The 17206-nt window shown below is 70.1% G+C and carries 18 protein-coding genes; 11 read left to right on the top strand and 7 right to left on the bottom strand.

The window, feature by feature from the left end:
* Nucleotides 1-22 precede the first annotated feature (22 nt).
* The gene (locus ACFWQG_RS17000) at nucleotides 23-919 is read right to left on the bottom strand and encodes a diacylglycerol kinase (protein WP_378508803.1); all 897 of its coding nucleotides are present in this window, start codon (nucleotides 917-919) and stop codon (nucleotides 23-25) included.
* Nucleotides 916-2544, bottom strand: coding sequence for an FAD-binding oxidoreductase (locus ACFWQG_RS16995; RefSeq protein WP_378508802.1), 1629 nt, complete (start codon nucleotides 2542-2544; stop codon nucleotides 916-918). Before ACFWQG_RS16995 ends, ACFWQG_RS17000 begins: the two co-directional genes overlap by 4 nt.
* A gap of 64 nt (nucleotides 2545-2608) precedes the next feature.
* On the opposite strand from ACFWQG_RS16995, the gene ACFWQG_RS16990 reads away from it, so the two are divergent.
* From ACFWQG_RS16990 to recX, 7 genes are all read left to right on the top strand, one after another.
* Nucleotides 2609-3196, top strand: coding sequence for a TetR/AcrR family transcriptional regulator (locus ACFWQG_RS16990; RefSeq protein WP_378508801.1), 588 nt, complete (start codon nucleotides 2609-2611; stop codon nucleotides 3194-3196).
* A 22-nt stretch (nucleotides 3197-3218) separates the two neighbouring features.
* On the top strand, nucleotides 3219-4721 hold the full coding sequence (locus ACFWQG_RS16985; RefSeq protein WP_378508800.1) for a glycerol-3-phosphate dehydrogenase/oxidase: 1503 nt from the start codon (nucleotides 3219-3221) through the stop codon (nucleotides 4719-4721).
* Between the two features lie 77 nt (nucleotides 4722-4798).
* Nucleotides 4799-5329, top strand: a complete 531-nt coding sequence (locus ACFWQG_RS16980; RefSeq protein ID WP_378508799.1) for a DinB family protein — start codon at nucleotides 4799-4801, stop codon at nucleotides 5327-5329.
* Nucleotides 5330-5424: 95 nt separating this feature from the next.
* A complete protein-coding gene (locus ACFWQG_RS16975) occupies nucleotides 5425-6591 on the top strand; it encodes a glycosyltransferase (RefSeq protein WP_378508798.1) in 1167 nt (388 codons plus the stop codon).
* Between the two features lie 58 nt (nucleotides 6592-6649).
* Nucleotides 6650-6844 carry a DUF3046 domain-containing protein gene (locus ACFWQG_RS16970; protein ID WP_378508797.1) on the top strand — a complete coding sequence of 65 codons (195 nt, stop codon included), beginning with the start codon at nucleotides 6650-6652 and terminating at the stop codon, nucleotides 6842-6844.
* 226 nt (nucleotides 6845-7070) lie between these two features.
* Entirely contained in the window at nucleotides 7071-8114 is a 1044-nt protein-coding gene (gene recA, locus ACFWQG_RS16965; RefSeq protein ID WP_378508796.1) for a recombinase RecA, read from the top strand.
* Between the two features lie 10 nt (nucleotides 8115-8124).
* Nucleotides 8125-8763, top strand: coding sequence for a recombination regulator RecX (gene recX / locus ACFWQG_RS16960; RefSeq protein ID WP_378508795.1), 639 nt, complete (start codon nucleotides 8125-8127; stop codon nucleotides 8761-8763).
* A 45-nt stretch (nucleotides 8764-8808) separates the two neighbouring features.
* On the opposite strand, the gene ACFWQG_RS16955 is transcribed toward recX, so the two are convergent.
* The 5 genes from ACFWQG_RS16955 to gluA form a co-directional block, all read right to left on the bottom strand.
* On the bottom strand, nucleotides 8809-9018 hold the full coding sequence (locus ACFWQG_RS16955) for a hypothetical protein (RefSeq protein ID WP_378508794.1): 210 nt from the start codon (nucleotides 9016-9018) through the stop codon (nucleotides 8809-8811).
* Nucleotides 9018-9905, bottom strand: a complete 888-nt coding sequence (locus tag ACFWQG_RS16950) for an amino acid ABC transporter permease (RefSeq protein ID WP_378508793.1) — start codon at nucleotides 9903-9905, stop codon at nucleotides 9018-9020. The genes ACFWQG_RS16955 and ACFWQG_RS16950 overlap by 1 nt, the downstream gene beginning before the upstream one ends.
* On the bottom strand, nucleotides 9902-10582 hold the full coding sequence (locus ACFWQG_RS16945) for an amino acid ABC transporter permease (RefSeq protein WP_378508792.1): 681 nt from the start codon (nucleotides 10580-10582) through the stop codon (nucleotides 9902-9904). Before ACFWQG_RS16945 ends, ACFWQG_RS16950 begins: the two co-directional genes overlap by 4 nt.
* Nucleotides 10583-10666: 84 nt before the next feature.
* On the bottom strand, nucleotides 10667-11500 hold the full coding sequence (locus ACFWQG_RS16940) for a glutamate ABC transporter substrate-binding protein (RefSeq protein WP_378508791.1): 834 nt from the start codon (nucleotides 11498-11500) through the stop codon (nucleotides 10667-10669).
* Between the two features lie 59 nt (nucleotides 11501-11559).
* Nucleotides 11560-12288, bottom strand: a complete 729-nt coding sequence (gene gluA, locus ACFWQG_RS16935) for a glutamate ABC transporter ATP-binding protein GluA (RefSeq protein ID WP_378508859.1) — start codon at nucleotides 12286-12288, stop codon at nucleotides 11560-11562.
* 297 nt (nucleotides 12289-12585) lie between these two features.
* Between gluA and ctaD the strand changes: the two genes are divergently transcribed.
* From ctaD to ACFWQG_RS16915, 4 genes are all read left to right on the top strand, one after another.
* Nucleotides 12586-14313 carry a cytochrome c oxidase subunit I gene (ctaD, locus tag ACFWQG_RS16930; protein WP_378508790.1) on the top strand — a complete coding sequence of 576 codons (1728 nt, stop codon included), beginning with the start codon at nucleotides 12586-12588 and terminating at the stop codon, nucleotides 14311-14313.
* Nucleotides 14314-14474: 161 nt separating this feature from the next.
* A complete protein-coding gene (locus ACFWQG_RS16925) occupies nucleotides 14475-14927 on the top strand; it encodes a group III truncated hemoglobin (protein WP_378508789.1) in 453 nt (150 codons plus the stop codon).
* A 44-nt stretch (nucleotides 14928-14971) separates the two neighbouring features.
* A complete protein-coding gene (gene miaB, locus ACFWQG_RS16920; protein ID WP_378508788.1) occupies nucleotides 14972-16495 on the top strand; it encodes a tRNA (N6-isopentenyl adenosine(37)-C2)-methylthiotransferase MiaB in 1524 nt (507 codons plus the stop codon).
* Complete coding sequence (locus ACFWQG_RS16915) at nucleotides 16492-17061, top strand: hypothetical protein (RefSeq protein ID WP_378508787.1); 570 nt, start codon at nucleotides 16492-16494, stop codon at nucleotides 17059-17061. Before miaB ends, ACFWQG_RS16915 begins: the two co-directional genes overlap by 4 nt.
* Nucleotides 17062-17206 lie beyond the last annotated feature (145 nt).

Below are 17206 nucleotides of genomic sequence, written 5' to 3'. Positions count from 1 at the left end.
CCATTCAATCCTGGGGCGTGGGTCAGTGGACCGGAGCGCCGACGATGACGCGCCCGGCCCCCCGAACGGTCTGGACGTCGATCGGCAGCGGCGCGATCCGTTCCCCGTCCGCGTACGCGGTGATACCCGCCGCCTCCACCCGCACCGAGGCGGAGCGGAAGACCCGCACCTCGTCGAGCGACACGTGGGTCCCCTTGTAGACGGTGGGGAACAGCCGGACCAGCTTCCATCGGCTGCCCGGAGCGATGACGACGACGTCGAACAGTCCGTCGGTCAGGCTCGCGTCCGGCGCGATGAGCATCCCGCCGCCGTACGAGGTGCCGTTCCCGATCGAGACCATCGCCGCGTCCAGATCGAGGGTGCGGTCGTCGAGCACGATCCGATACGGGATCGCCCGCAGGCTCGCCAGTTCCGCGAGCATCGCGAGGTTGTAGCGCATCGGGCCCCGCGGCCAGCGCATCCGGTTCGCCCGTTCGGTGACGAGGGAATCGAAACCGCCGCACAGCACCGTGCCGAACCAGTGCGCGGCCGCGCCGACGGTGACCCGTCCGAGGTCGACGTCGGCCGTCTCGCCCTCGGCGACGATGTCCGCCGCCGCGACCGGGTCGTCGACCGGGATGTGGAACAGTCGGGCATGGTCGTTGCCGGTCCCGCCGGGGATGATGCCCAGCGGCACCCCGGATTCCGCGACCGCCTGCCAGGCGATGTTGATCAGCCCGTCGCCGCCGACCGCGACGAGGGCGTCGGTGCCTGCCTCGACCGCGGCGCGGGCCAGCTGCAGGGCCTCGGCAGGGGAGCCGCCCTCGATCGCGGTGATGTCGATGCCCCGCTCGCGCAGGCGCGCCGTCGCGGCCGCGGCCACCTCGTGCGGGTGTCCGCCGCCGGCGTGCGGGTTCGTCAGCACCGTCACCGATCTCATGGGATCAGCTTGCCGGGGTTGAGGATGCCGACGGGGTCGAGCGCGTCCTTGACCGCCTGCAGGACGCTCGCACCGAGCTCGCCGACCTCGTCCGCCATCCACGGGCGGTGATCCCGGCCGACGGCGTGATGGTGGGTGATCGTTCCGCCCGCCGCGACGATGGCATCGCCCGCGGCGCGCTTGGCCGCGGACCACTGGATCAGCGGATCCGCGGCCTGCGCGCACACGACCGTGAAGTACAGCGACGCGCCGGTCGGGTAGGTGTGCGAGATGTGGCACATCACGAGGGGCGCGGTGCCCTGCGCGGTGAGGGATTCGGTGAGGGCGGTGGTGACGGCGTCGCGGAGGGTCGCCAGGTTGGACCAGGTGGTCGCCGTCTCCAGGGTCTCGACGACCGCGCCCGCGTTCAGCAGTGCATCGCGCTGGTAGGGGGCGGAGAAGCGGCCGTGCTCCCAGGATCGGGCGGGCCCGTCGCCGAGGTCGGTTCCGCCTGCGGCGGCGAGCAGGGCGCCCGCCTCCTCGGAGCGGGCCCGCACGTGCGCCTCGGTGCCCTCGAACGTGGTGATGGCCAGGCATCCCGACGTGGGGCTCTCGCCACCGATGTCCCCGGCCAGCGCCAGGTTGATGCCGGTCTCCGCCTCATCCGACAGGCGCATCACCGTCGGTGCGGCGCCGGTCTGGACCACCGTCCGCAGTGCGTGCGCGCCGGTCTCGAAGTCGGGGAACGACCAGGCGCGGTAGGCGGTGGTCGCGGGCACCGGGTGCACCCGGACGGTGACCTCCGTGATGACGCCGAAGGTGCCCTCCGAGCCGACGAGCAGCTCGCGCAGGTCCGGTCCCGCGGCCGACGCCGGGCCGCGGCCGAGGCTGAGGGTGCCTGCCGGGGTCGCAACCCGCAGGTGCTGCACCATGTCGTCGAACCGGCCGTAGCCCGCGGACGCCTGCCCGGACGAGCGGGTCGCGGCGAATCCGCCGATCGTCGCGAACTGGAAGCTCTGCGGGAAGTGGCCGAGCGAAAAGCCGTGCACCCCGAGCAGTTCCTCCGCCTGCGGTCCGGTCACACCCGCCTGCAGGGTCGCGATCCCGGACACCGGATCGAGGTCGACGAGCGCGTTCAGGCGCCGCAGATCCACCGCGATCACCGTGTCGAAGCCGCCGCGGACCGGGTCGAGTCCGCCGACGACGCTGGTGCCGCCGCCGAACGGGACCACCGCGACCGTGTTCCTGGCACACCACTGCAGGAGGGCGAGGACGTTCTCGTGGGAGGCGGGCAGGACCACCGCGTCCGGGGCGTCCTGCGCCGCGGTGTCCTTGCGGCGCAACAGGTCGGGTGTGGACTTTCCGCCCGCGTGGCGGAGCCGGATCGCGGAGTCGGCGCGGACGTTGTCGGATCCGAGCAGGTCCTTGAGCGCGCGGCGGTGCGCGTCGGTGAGGGAGCTGGGCCGCAGCACGACGTCGGACTCGGCGGGGGCGGCGGCCTGCGCCGCGTCGACCCCGAGCGCCGCCCCGAGCAGGGACAGGACCTGCGGGGAGAGTTGCTTGCGGAACTCGCCGACTCCCCAGGCGTCCCACTCCATGACGGGGGCCTCGGTCGCCGGGTGCTCGGGTGCTGTGAAGTCGATCATGCGTTACAGTGTTACACACAATGTCTATTCGTAACGCTGATCTCGACCGGGGAAATGTGAACGCGTGAGCAGTGACACCGCGGCGGCCCGGTGCGTCGACGACCAGATCCTCGACGCGGCCCGGACCTGCGTCCTCGAGTTCGGCCTGCGGCGCACCACGCTCGCGGAGATCGCCCGGCGGGCTGGCGTGAGCAGGCCGACCGTCTACCGGCGCTGGCCCGACACCCGCGCAGTGGTGGGGGATCTGCTCACCCGCGAGATCGGGCTCGCGGTCCCGGCACCGTCCGGTGCTGGCCCGATGCGCGCCCAACTCGTTGCCGCGGTCGCGCAGATGGCGGACGCGGTGCGGCATCACCCCCTGTTTGTGAAGATCCTCCGATCCGACCCCGAACTGCTCATCACCTACATTGTCGAGCGGCTCGGCACCAGCCAGCGCGCGATCATCGACCATCTCGTCCCCGCGCTCGTTGCCGGCCAGGCGGACGGCTCGGTCCGGGCAGGCGACCCCGTCGCCCTCGCGACGATGCTGCTGTTGATGACGCAGTCGGCGGTCCAGTCCGCCGGAATGGTCGCCGACCTGCTCCCGCCCGACGCGCTGATCGGGGAGCTGACCGTCGCCGTCGACGCCTATCTGACCGCACCGTCCGTCTGACATCCCGGATCAGGAGTTCACCGTGCACCTCAACGCCCCGACCGCCCTCAATGCCGACCGCCGAGCGCGGGAACTGTCCGAGCTCGGTGACGGGGATCCGATCGACCTGCTGGTGATCGGCGGCGGGATCACCGGGGTCGGGGTCGCGCTGGACGCCGCGTCCCGCGGACTGCGGACCGTCCTCGTCGAACGCCGTGACCTGGCCTTCGGGACCAGTCGATGGAGTTCGAAGCTCGCGCACGGCGGACTCCGGTACCTCGCGAGCGGGAACGTTGGCATCGCCAGGGAGAGCGCCGTCGAACGCGGCATCCTGATGACCCGGACTGCGCCGCACCTGATCCGGGCGCTGCCGCAGCTGGTGCCGCTGCTGCCGTCCGTCGGGCGATTCGAGAAGGCGCTGGTGCGGGCCGGATTCCTCGCCGGCGATGCGCTGCGGGCGACCGCCGGCACCCCCGCGTCGGTGCTGCCGCGCTCCCGGCGCGTCGGGTCGGCCGCGGCGATCGCCCTCGCGCCAGCGGTGCGCCGGGACGGCCTGCGCGGCGGCCTGCTCGCGTACGACGGCCAGCTCGTCGACGACGCGCGACTGGTCGTCGCGATCGCCCGCACGGCGGCCGGGCACGGCGCGAAGATCCTTACCCGGGTCGGGGCGTACGACGTCACCGGTGATCGTGCGCGGCTCCGGGACGAGCTGACCGGGGAGGAGCTCACGGTGCGGGCCCGCGCGGTCGTCAATGCCGCCGGGGTGTGGGCCGGGCAGGTCGACCCCGACATCGCGCTCAAACCCAGCCGCGGCACCCACCTGGTGCTCTCCGCGGAGCGACTCGGGAACCCGACGGCGGCGCTCACCGTCCCCATTCCCGGCGAGACGAACCGCTTCGTGTTCGCGTTGCCCGCGCAGCTGGGTCGGGTCTACCTCGGGCTGACCGACGAGGCGGCATCGGGGGAGATCCCCGACGTCCCGGTGGCCACCGAGCCCGAGATCGACTTCCTGTTGACCACCGTCAACACTGCGCTGGGGGGCGACCTGACCCGCAGCGACGTGCTCGCCAGCTACGCGGGCCTGCGGCCCCTGCTCGACACCGGGGACGGTGCGACCGCGGACCTGTCCCGCAACCACGCGGTCCTCACCTCGGGCGCCGGGGTGATCAGTGTCGTCGGCGGGAAGCTGACCACCTATCGGAAGATGGCGCAGGACGCGGTCGATGCCGCGATCCTGGCCGGGGGCCTCGCGGCCGGGGCGTGTGTCACGAGGAATCTGCCGGTGGTCGGTGCGGGTGCGGCACCGACCGGGTTGCCCGCGTCGCTGATCGACCGGTACGGAGCCGAGGCGGGCAGCGTCGCCGCGGCCGGGCCCCTCGATCGGGTGGCCGACGGGATCGACGTCAGCCACGCCGAGTTGGTGTTCGCGGTCCGCAGCGAAGGGGCGCTGGACGTCGACGACCTCCTTGACCGCCGAACCCGGATCGGTCTGGTCCCCGCCGACCGGGACCGCGCACGGAACGCGGCGGTGGCCGCGCTCGGCTGAACATTGTCGGTGCGAGGTCGTACGGTGGGGCGTCCGGTTCGACACGGCTGTACCGACGTTCGGGAGCGACGCACACCATGACCACCGATCCGCAGAGCACTGCCACGACCGACATCCTCGACCTGCTCGCCGAGCAGCGCAGCACCTTCCTGATCACCTTCCGGGGCCTCGACGACGCGGGGGCCCGCACCCGGTCAACGGCCAGCGAGTTGACGCTGATCGCCCTGCTCAAGCACGTCACCGGCACCGAGCGCGGCTGGATTCGGACCCTGGTCGAGCGGGACGAGGCCGCCGAGTTCGACATGGACTCCGCGATGCAGTCGTGGACGGTCGGGTCGGACGAGACCCTTGAGGCGCTGCTCGCGGACTATGTCGTGGTGGCCCGTGAGACCGAGGCCGCGGTCCGCGACCTCGACCTCACCGAGCCGGTCCCGCTGCCGACCGCGCCGTGGGCGCCGCAGCGTCAATGGTGGAGTGGGCTGAAAATCCTCATGCACATCCTGCGGGAGACGGCCCAGCACGCCGGGCACGCCGACATCATCCGCGAGAGCCTCGACGGGGCGAACACCACCATGCAGATGGGCGCCGACGCGGGCATGGAGATCTAGCGTCGGCGACGACGAGGCGGGTGCCGCCGCCGAATCGCCTGCCACAGTCGGCCCACTCGTCATGGGCTGAGCGGGGCCTATGGCACCCTGGTCGGATGCGCGTCGCCGTCGTCGCCGGACCCGATCCCGGTCATGCCATCCCCGCCATCGCCCTGTGCCTGAAACTGATTGCCGCGGGCGATGATCCGGTGCTGTTCACCGGTGATCGCTGGCTGGACACCGCGCGCGCGGCGGGGATCTCGGCGCGCAGGCTCAAGGGTCTCGCGCCGCGGCCGGAGGACGACGACCTCGACGCGGGGGCGCGGATCCATACCCGGGCGGCGTACATCTCCACCGAGATCCTGCCCGAGCTGAGCGCGATGCTGCCCGAACTGGTGGTCTCCGACATCCTCACCGCGGGCGGCGGGATGGCCGCCGAACGGCTCGACGTGCCGTGGGTGGAGTTGTCACCGCATCCGCTGTACGCGCCGTCGACGGGCCTGCCGCCGATCGGCAGTGGCCTGGCGCCGGGGGAGGGGCTGCGTGGTCGGGCCCGCGACCGGCTGATGCGGGCGGCGACCGGCCGGTCGATCAAGCAGGGTCTGCGGCAGCGCTCCGAGGCGAGGGTCGGCGTCGGTCTGCCCGCCGAGGATCCGGGGCCGGTCGCGCGGCTGATCGCGACCCTGCCCGCCCTGGAGGTGCCCCGGCCGGACTGGCCAGACAACGCGCAGGTGGTCGGGCCGCTGCTGTGGGAGCCGACCGCGGACCTCCTCGCCCCGCCGCCCGGCGACGGGCCGTTGGTGATGATCGCGCCGTCGACCGCGCACACCGGAGCCGAGGGCATGCTCGAGACCGCGCTGGCGGCGCTCGACGGCACCGGGGTGCGGGTGGTCGCCTCCATGCTCGACACCCCTCCTGCGGACCTGCCGTCCTGGGCCAGCGCTGGGCTGGGGCGTCAGGACGCGCTGCTGGCCGACGCGTCGGTGGTGGTCTGCGGCGGCGGTCACGGCATGCTCGCCAAGACGCTCCTCGCCGGGGTGCCCGCGGTGACCGTTCCCGGCGGCGGGGACCAGTGGGAGCTGGCGAACCGTGCGGCCAGGCAGGGCAGCGCCCTGGTGGTGCGGCCGCTGTCGGGCGATGCCCTGCGCGGGGCGGTGCTGAGGATGCTGGACGACCCGTCGTTCGCGGCGGCGGCGGCCGCGGCCGCGGCGACCGCGGGCGAGGTTGCCGACCCGGTCGCGGTGTGCCGGGCGGCCGCCGCCGCTGGATCGACCCTGCCATGATCGCGCGGCGGGCGGGCGGGCCTGATGGCCGGACGGCGGCACGCGTTACCGTTGGTCCGTGCGACTGACCGAGTTCAATGAACTGGTACACGGCGAGTTCGGCCGACTCTACGGCGAATCCCTGCTGGTGGACCACGTGCTGCTCAGCCTGGGTGGCAGGACCGCCGCGCAGGCCATCGAGGCCGGTCGGGAACCGCGTGAGGTGTGGCGTGCGCTCTGCGTCGAGTTCGAGGTGCCACGAAGCCGCTGGTAGTTGCGGCGTTGGCGCCGACACGCCCATCCCGGGCCATTGACTCGAACAGGTGTTCCCCTATGCTGGGGGTGTGCTCGTCAGGTCGCGTCGGCAGAGTTTGTCGGTGTCCCCGTCTACGGTGACCACAACACAGTGAGACCCCGCTCGAACATCGGGCCGCCCGGAAATCGGGCCGCTCGACACGCGAGCTCCTGACGACACACGAGTTCCTGACTAAGGAGAACCGATGGCACCACAGGCACACGATCGCGACAAGGCGCTCGAGCTCGCACTGGCGCAGATCGACAAGAACTTCGGCAAGGGCTCGGTGATGCGTCTCGGTGAGGAGGCGCGCCAGCCCATCTCGGTGATCCCCACCGGGTCCATCGCCCTCGACGTCGCGCTCGGGATCGGCGGCCTGCCGCGCGGGCGCGTCGTCGAGATCTACGGCCCGGAGTCCTCGGGTAAGACGACCGTCGCGCTGCACGCGGTGGCGAACGCGCAGGCCGCAGGCGGTGTCGCGGCGTTCATCGACGCCGAGCACGCGCTCGACCCCGAGTACGCCCGCAAGCTCGGCGTCGACACCGACGCCCTGCTGGTCTCGCAGCCGGACACCGGTGAGCAGGCGCTGGAGATCGCGGACATGCTGATCCGCTCCGGCGCCCTCGACATCATCGTCGTCGACTCGGTGGCCGCGCTGGTGCCCCGCGCCGAGATCGAGGGCGAGATGGGCGACAGTCACGTCGGTCTGCAGGCCCGACTGATGAGCCAGGCGCTGCGGAAGATGACGGGTGCCCTGAACAACTCGGGCACCACCGCCATCTTCATCAACCAGCTGCGCGAGAAGATCGGTGTGATGTTCGGTTCGCCGGAGACCACCACCGGCGGCAAGGCGCTCAAGTTCTACTCGTCGGTGCGACTGGACGTGCGCCGTATCGAGACCCTCAAGGACGGCGGCGACGCGGTCGGCAACCGCACCCGCGTCAAGGTCGTCAAGAACAAGGTCTCGCCGCCGTTCAAGCAGGCCGAGTTCGACATCCTCTACGGCCAGGGCATCTCCAAGGAGGGCTCGCTGATCGACATGGGTGTCGAGCACGGCTTCATCCGCAAGTCGGGGTCGTGGTTCACCTACGAGGGTGACCAGCTGGGGCAGGGCAAGGAAAACGCCCGCAAGTTCCTGCTGGAGAACACCGACATCCGCGACGAGATCGAGAAGAAGATCAAGGAGAAGCTGGGCATCGGCGCCGACGTGACCGCCGAGGACGCGGGCGACGCACCCGCCGACTTCTAGGACACCGCCCATGGAACAGGACGACCGCCCGCGGGCGTCCCGTCGCCGGGCCGATGAGTCGCGACGATCCGGTGCCGGCGCGGCGAGACGCGCCGCCGCCGACGTGGGCTCCCGCAGTCCTGCCGAGCAGGAGGCGCAGGCGAAGGACCTGTGCCTGCGCCTCCTGACCGACCGCGCGCGCAGCCGCACGGAACTGGCCACCAAGCTCACCGACAAGGGCTACCACCCCGACGTGATCGTCGGGGTGCTCGACCGGCTCACCGAGGTGGGTCTCGTCGACGACGCCGCGTTCGCGGCGCAGTGGGTGCACTCCCGGCACACCTATTCCGGCAAGGGCAAGCGGGCGCTGGCGATGGAGTTGCGCACCAAGGGGGTCGCGCCGGACATCGCGGCGACCGCGCTCGACCGCATCGACGTCGACGACGAACGTAAACGGGCCACCGAACTGGTGCGGCGCAAGCTGCGCACCGCATCCCTCGACTTCGAGGTCGACGGACCGGGCGGTCGCAGCAGCGACCGCGACCGACTCGTCCGGCGGCTGGTGTCGATGCTCGCCCGCCGCGGCTATCCGCAGGGCATGTGCTTCGACGTGGTGAAGACCGAACTCGCGCGGGCCGGTTCGGATGACGAGGGTCTCGACGCCGGGTGACGGTCCACGCCGCGCGGGCCCGGCGGGCCGTCCCCGTCCGCCGGGTCAGAACCGGACCAGGGTGAGCGCCAGCCAGACCGCACCCAGGATCATCAACGCCCACCCGGCCAGCGCCACGAACGGGAAGTAGACGACCGGCGGCACGAACGCCCACAGGATCACCGCGCAGGCCGTCGCGACGAGCACCGACACCGCGGCGACGGTCGCCCGCCACCACCGCGGCGGGACCGGCCGCGCCGCACCTTCCCCGGTCATCACACCTTTGCGGTCAGGTCCATGCCCGGCGCGGCGGGCGGTACCGCAGGCGTGGCCGCCGGGCGCCCCTTCCGTCCGCTGCGCAACCGCCTCTCGACGTACGTCGCCAGTGCGGACAGCGCCGAGTTCAGCACGATCATGATCGCCGCGACCACCAGCAGTGCGGGCAGGTAGTTGCCGTAGAACGCGCCGAGCTGCTGGCCGGACCGGACCACCTCGACGTACCCGATGAGGTAGCCGAGCGCGGAATCCTTCAGCGCAACCACCATCTGCGAGATGATCGCGGGCAGCATCGCCGCGATCGCCTGCGGCAGCAGGATGCTCCGCATGATCAGGCTCTTGCGCATGCCCAGCGCCCGCGCGGCCTCCGACTGCCCCTTCGGGAGCGAGGCGATGCCCGCGCGCACGATCTCCGCGATCACCGACCCGTTGTAGAGGGTCAGGCCGGTGATGACCGCGGCCAGCGCCAGGTAGGTCGACTTGAACACCTGGTAGTCGGCGAACACCTGGTACGCGAAGATCATCAGGATCAGCACCGGGATTGCCCGGAACACTTCCACGATCACCCCGGAGACCACGCGGACCGCCCGATGTTCCGACAGTCGCCCGACGCCGAGCAGGACGCCGAGCAGCAGCGCCAGCACGATCGACACCGCCGCCGCGATCAGGGTGCCGCGGATGCCGGGGACGAGGTACGTCGTCCACGACGAGGACTCGAGGAACGGCTCCCACTTCTCCGCCGTCAACTGCCCCTTCCCGTCGAGGGCGCGGTACACGAGGTATCCGACGGCGACGAGCACCGCGGCGGCAACGACCGACCCGAGGCGGTGGAGCCTGCGGGCCCGGGGACCCGGCGCGTCGTAGAGGACCGTTGCCCCGGTGCTCATCGGGCCACCTCCAACCGCTTGCCGAGATACCCGAACAGCAGACCCATCGGCAGCGTCAGGATCACAAAGCCGAGCGCGAAGATGCCGCCGACGACGAAGATCGCGGCCTCGTTCTCGATCATCGTCTTCATCAGCAGCGAGGCCTCCGCGACGCCGATCACCGAGGCGATCGTGGTGTTCTTGGTCAGGGCGATCAGCACGCTGCCGAGCGGTGCGATCACCGCCCGGAACGCCTGCGGCAGCACGATCAGCCGCAGGTTCTGCCCGAACGTGAGACCGAGGGAGCGGCCCGCCTCGGCCTGCCCGACGTGGACGGTGTTGATGCCGGCGCGCAGCGACTCGCACACGAAGGCGGCGGTGTAGACGCTCAGGCCGAGCACCGCGAGCCGGAAGTTGTTGTCCACCAGGAAGGTCGGTGAGTTCTCCGGCGAGAGTCGAACACCCATCGTCTGATAGAGGCCGAACGAGCAGAAGATGACGATCAGCGTCAGCGGGGTGTTCCGGAACACGGTCACGTACGCGGCCCCGAGCCACCGCGCCACCGGCACCGGCGACACCCGCATCGCGGCCAGCACGGTGCCGATGACGAGGGCGCCGATCGCGGCGAGCACGGTCAATTCGATCGTCGTCCAGAACGCGGAGATCAGCTGATCCCCGTACTTGGTGAGCAGGTTCACGGACGTTCCTTCTCCGTCCCCGCGCACCGTGCGTGATTTTTACCCCCATCGGGGTGAAACTCACGCACGGGCGCGGAGCGCCTCCTAGTAGCGGTCGACGGTCGGGGGCGCGGGGATCGGGTATCCGGACGGGCCGACGTTCTTTTCCAGCGCCGCCTGCCACGATCCGTCCGCGATCATCGCCTCGATCGCGTCGTTGATCCTGGCGCGGGTCTCGTCGTCGCCCTTGGCAAGGCCGATGCCGTAGTTCTCGGTGGTGAAGGTGTCACCGACCACCTTCAGCTGGCCCGGGTACTGGGCGGCGTAGCCGGCGAGAATGATCGCGTCGGTGGTCACCGCGTCGACGGCGCCGTTGCGCAGGGCCTCCACGCACGCCGAGTACGTGTCGAACTCCTGCAACTGCACCTCGTTGGCGTAGGTGTCCTTGACGTTCTGCGCCGGGGTGGAGCCGGTGACCGAGCACAGCTTCTTGCCGCCGTTGAGCGAGTCGGGCCCGGTGATGTCGGTGTTGTCGGCGCGCACCAGCAGGGACTGCCCGGTGGTCAGGTAGGGCCCGGCGAAGTCGACCTTCTCCTTGCGGGCGTCGGTGATCGAGTAGGTCGCGACCACGTAGTCGACCTCGCCGTTCTGGATCAGCGTCTCCCGCTGCGCGGACGGGGACTCCTTGAACGTGATCCCGGACGGCTGCACACCGAGCTTGCCGGCAACATAGGTGGCGACGTCGACGTCGAAGCCGCTGAACGTGCCGTCCGGGTTGCGCAGGCCGAGGCCGGGCTGGTCGAACTTGATGCCGACCGTGAGCGTGCCGGACTCGGCGCTCTGCACGGCGCTCCTCTGCTCGTCGCCGCCGCAGGCGGTCGCGACGGCGGCGACGGCGAGCACGCCGACCCCGACTCGCAGCGCACGGGTGATCCTCATGTGTTCCTCTCCTTCGGGTCGGGCAACGGGAAGTGCGGTCGGGTGCTCGGTCCGTGCTGTCAGTGACCGAGGATCTTGCCGAGGAAGTCCTTGGCGCGGGCCGATGACGGTGCGGTGAAGAACGTGTCCGGGTCGGTGTCCTCCACGATCTGGCCGTCCGCCATGAACAGCACCCGGTCGCCCGCCTTGCGGGCGAAGCCCATCTCGTGGGTGACGACGAGCATCGTCATGCCCTCCTTCGCGAGGCTGGTCATCACGTCGAGGACCTCGCTGACCATCTCGGGATCCAACGCCGAGGTCGGTTCGTCGAACAGCATCACCTTCGGGTTCATCGCCAGGGCCCTGGCGATCGCCACCCGTTGCTGTTGGCCACCCGACAGCTGGGCCGGGTACTTGTCGGCCTGGTTGCCGATGCCGACCCGGTCGAGCAGTTCGACGGCCCTGGCCCGCGCATCGGACTTGCTCATCTTCCGGACCTTGACCGGGGCGAGCATGACGTTCTCGAGGATCGTCTTGTGCGCGAACAGGTTGAACGACTGGAAGACCATCCCGACGTCGGCGCGCAGCGCGGCAAGCGCCTTGCCCTCCTCGGGCAGTTCGCGACCGTCGACGGCGATGACCCCCTCGTCGACGGGTTCGAGCCGGTTGATCGTGCGGCACAGGGTCGACTTCCCGGAGCCGGACGGCCCGACCACGATCACCACCTGCCCGGTGGGGACCTCGAGGTCGATATCGCGCAGCACGTGCAGATCACCGAAGTGCTTCTGCACCCCGGACATCGAGATCATGGCCCGTGCGGTGGCGGTGGGTGCGCCCGCGCCCGATTCACCCGCGTTCGTCATAGTCGTCGACCCTAGGTGCTGGGCAGGCGGAATCCGGGTGTTTGCGTGACGTCGGCCCGTCGACGTAACGGAACCTTTACCAAGGCAACGGATTGGTGCGGCTGCGCGAAATCCGGCCCCGAAGCCGGGTGGGGATCGCCGGACGGGTGTTTACTGGATCGGTACGACCACGGCCTGCCGAGGGGGCTTCATGACGTACGCGTACCCGAGTTCCGATCGACTCCGCCGGGCGGGGCGGCGGCGATGACCGCGGTGTCCCCGACGCCGGGTGTCGCGGCGTCCCGGCCGTTCCCGGCCCGCCTGGGGCCCAAGGGGTCCTATGTCTACCGGATGATCACCACCACCGACCCGAAGATGCTCGGCGTCATGTACCTGGTGACGTCGTTCGCCTTCTTCCTCGCCGGCGGCCTGATGGCGCTGCTGATGCGCACCGAGTTGGCCTTGCCCGGCATGCAGTTCCTGTCGAACGAGCAGTTCAACCAGCTGTTCACGATGCACGGCACGGTGATGCTGCTGCTGTATGCGACGCCGATCGTGTTCGGTTTCGCGAACTACATCCTGCCGCTGCAGATCGGCGCCCCCGACGTCGCGTTCCCGCGACTGAACGCGCTGAGCTACTGGCTGTACCTGTTCGGCGCGTTGGTCGTGATGGCCGGCTTCGTGACTCCCGGCGGCGCCGCGGACTTCGGCTGGACCGCATACAGCCCGCTGACCGACGCGGTGCACTCGCCCGGTGTCGGCGCGGACCTGTGGATCATGGGTCTCGCGGTCGCGGGTGTTGGCACCATTCTCGGCGGCGTCAACATGATCACCACCGTGGTCTGCCTGCGCGCCCCCGGCATGACGATGTTCCGGTTGCCGATCTTCACCTGGAACATCCTCATCACGATGATCCTGGTGTTGCTCGCGTTCCCGATCCTGACCGCGGCGTTGCTCGGGGTGTTCGTGGACCGGCATCTCGGTGCCCACCTGTTCGATCCGGCTAATGGCGGGAACCTGCTGTGGCAGCACCTGTTCTGGTTCTTCGGGCATCCCGAGGTGTACATCGTTGCGCTGCCGTTCTTTGGGATCATCACCGAGGTGATCCCGGTGTTCAGCCGCAAACCGCTGTTCGGGTACACCGGGATGGTGTTCGCGACGATGTCGATCGCGGCACTGTCGATGGCGGTGTGGGCGCACCACATGTATGCCACCGGCGCGGTGCTGCTGCCGTTCTTCTCGTTCATGACGTTCCTGATCGCGATCCCGACCGGCGTGAAGTTCTTCAACTGGATCGGCACCATGTGGAAGGGGCAGTTGACGTTCGAATCGCCGATGCTGTTCTCCGTCGGCTTCATCGTCACGTTCCTGTTCGGCGGCCTGTCCGGGGTCCTGCTCGCCAGCCCGCCGCTCGACTTCCACGTCACCGACTCGTACTTCGTGGTCGCGCACTTCCACTACGTGCTGTTCGGCACCATCGTGTTCGCCACCTACGCGGGCATCTACTTCTGGTTCCCGAAGATGACCGGCCGGATGCTCGACGAGCGCCTCGGCAAGTGGCACTTCTGGCTGACCTTCCTCGGCTTCCACGCCACCTTCCTGGTGCAGCACTGGCTCGGCAATGAGGGCATGCCGCGTCGCTACGCGGACTACCTGCCGTCGGACGGCTTCACGACACTGAACACGATCTCGACGCTCGGCGCGTTCGTGCTCGGCGCCTCGACGCTGCCCTTCCTGTGGAACGTGTTCAAGAGCTACCGCTATGGCGAGGTCGTCACGGTCGACGACCCGTGGGGCTACGGCAACTCCCTCGAATGGGCGACGACCTGCCCGCCGCCGCGGCACAACTTCACCGAGCTGCCCCGGATCCGCTCGGAGCGGCCCGCGTTCGAGTTGCACTACCCGCACATGTCCGACCGGATGCGCGCCGAGTCCCACGCCGGTGTCCGGCACCGGACGTCGGCGTCAGAGGTCGAGCGCAGTCGCGCGTGAGGGGGCACCGATGCAGGGAAATCTGCCGAACCTGCCGTACATGGGATCGGACTGGGAGTTCTCCTTCCCCACGAATCTGTACATAATGTTCATCCGCTGGTGGAATCCGTTCTGACGAGCGGGCACGGTGACGGCGGCCAGCATCGTGAAGGGGGAGTGCCGTGCGCGCGGACATCGCTGACCGAGCCGACATCGGCACCCTGCTGCGCCGATTCTACGGCCGTGCCCTCGTCGACGAGTTGCTCGCGGAACCATTCACCGAGGTGCGGGAGCAGGGGCTTGAGTCGCATCTGCCGGTGATGTGCGATTTCTGGGAGACGCTGCTGTTCGCGGCGGGCACCTACCGGGGCAGCCTGTTCCGGATCCATCAGAACGCGCATGACCGGCACCCGTTCGGGGCCGAGCACTTCGACCGTTGGCTCCAGTTGTGGCACGAGTCCGTCGACGAGGCGTTCACCGGGCCGATCGCGGACCGGGCGAAGCAGCAGGGCGAGCGGATCGCGGTGGCCATGCACCGGCGAATGACGCACGCCCCGAGCCTGGCCGCGGAGGCCGTCCGCACCGGCGTTGCGGCGGCGCCGACGATGCGGCAGGGCGGAGCCGGGTCGGCCTGACGGTGCCGTTCGGTGCGGCCCGCGCGGGCCCGTACCCTGGACTGGTGGACACGATCGACCAAGACACCCCCGCATCGCGCAGCTATGAGGTCCGCACCTTCGGCTGCCAGATGAACGTGCACGACTCGGAGCGGCTGTCCGGTCTGCTCGAGGACGCCGGGTACACCAAGGCCGCGCCCGGCTCGGACCCCGACCTGCTCGTGTTCAACACGTGCGCGGTCCGCGAGAACGCCGACAACAAGCTGTACGGCACCCTCGGCCACCTGCGCCCGACGAAGGACGCGCACCCGGGCATGCAGATCGCGGTCGGCGGCTGCCTCGCGCAGAAGGACCGCGACACCGTGGTCAAGAAGGCGCCCTGGGTGGATGTGGTGTTCGGCACCCACAATATCGGGTCGCTGCCGGTGCTGCTGGAACGCGCCCGCCACAACGACGAGGCGCAGGTCGAGATCATCGACTCGCTCGAGGCGTTCCCGTCCACGCTGCCCGCCAAGCGGGACTCCGCCTACTCCGGCTGGGTGTCGATCTCCGTCGGCTGCAACAACACCTGCACCTTCTGCATCGTGCCCGCGCTGCGCGGCAAGGAGGTGGACCGCCGCCCCGGCGACATTCTCGCCGAGGTGCAGGCGCTGGTGAACGAGGGCGTCCTCGAGGTCACCCTGCTCGGCCAGAACGTCAATGCGTACGGCGTCTCCTTCGCCGACCTGGAGATCCCCCGGGATCGGGGCGCGTTCGCGAAGCTGCTGCGCGCCTGCGGCGAGATCGACGGCCTCGAGCGGGTCCGGTTCACCTCCCCGCACCCGGCCGAGTTCACCGACGACGTGATCGAGGCGATGGCGGCGACCCCGAACGTGTGCCCGCAGCTGCACATGCCGCTGCAGTCCGGGTCGGATCGCGTCCTCAAGGCGATGCGCCGCTCGTACCGCGCCGCCAAGTTCCTCGGCATCATCGAGAAGGTGCGGGCCGCGATGCCGCACGCCGCGATCACCACCGACATCATCGTCGGGTTCCCCGGTGAGACGGAGGAGGACTTCCAGGCCACCCTCGACGTCGTCCGGCAGGCGCGGTTCACCAGCGCATTCACGTTCCAGTACTCGAAGCGGCCCGGCACCCCGGCCGCCGAGATGGACGGGCAGCTGCCGAAGGCGGTCGTGCAGGAACGCTACGACCGGTTGATCGCACTGCAGGAGCAGATCACGCTCGAGGAGAACCGCAAACTGGTCGGCACCGAGGTCGAGCTGCTCGTGGCGGCAGGCGAGGGCCGCAAGAACGCCGAGACACAGCGGATGAGCGGCCGCGCCCGCGACGGCAGGCTGGTGCACTTCCGGCCGGACGGCAACCTCGACGGCGGAATCCGTCCCGGTGACGTCGTCACGGTCGCCGTCACCGGGGCCGCACCCCATCACCTGGTCGCCGACGACGCCGTCCTCACCCATCGGCGCACCCGTGCCGGCGACTCGCACGAACGTGGCATCACCCCCAAGACCCCGCCGATCGGTATCGGATTGGGGCTCCCGCAGATCGGTGCGCCCGCACCGCTGCCGACCGTGACCGGATGTGGAGCATGAGCGACAACCAGCCCGCCGACCCCAGCGAACAGTTCCGGAAGGACATCGACGCCGCCGAGAGGAAGGTGGCCCGCGAGATCGACCCCGGCATGCGGGCCCTGGTCGTCGCCGTCGGCGTCCTGCTGCTCGCGGGTACGTTCGCGCTCCCGCACACCGGTGCCGCGAAGGGATGGGACGTCCTCGCGGGGAACGAGGTGGCCCTCGCCGAGGACATTGCGCTGCCGTCGCGGGTCTTCGTGTGGTTGACGCTGGTGTTCGGCGTGGTGTTCGCGATGCTCGCGCTGGCCACCCGCCGCTGGGCGCTGGCCTGGGTCGCGGTCGCCGGATCTGCCGTCGCGAGCGTGTTCGGGATGTTGGCGATCTGGTCCAGGCAGACCCTGGACGCGAACTCACCCGGCGCCGGTCCCGGGATCGGGCTGATCCTCGGCTGGATCCTGATCATGGTGCTGACGTTCCACTGGGTGCACGTGGTGTGGCAGCGCACCGCGATCCAGCTGGCCGCAGAGGAGGAGCGCAGGCGGCAGACCGCGGAGCGCGGCGACCAACTGCTGTGGGGCGATCGCTGACCCCGAGCGGGAGCGGCGACCCGACACGGCGCGGCGCGCGTCAGTCATTCGGTCCGGCCGACGACGGGGAGTCGTCGGCCGGACGCGTGACCTATTGGCAGGCGCCGTCTATCGGTCGCTGACGGCGGTGCCGTCTATCGGTCGC

Origin of the sequence: Rhodococcus sp. NPDC058532 (assembly GCF_042719255.1) — a bacterium.
Taxonomy (GTDB): domain Bacteria; phylum Actinomycetota; class Actinomycetes; order Mycobacteriales; family Mycobacteriaceae; genus Rhodococcus_G.
This window is presented reverse-complemented; position numbering and strand designations above follow the sequence as displayed.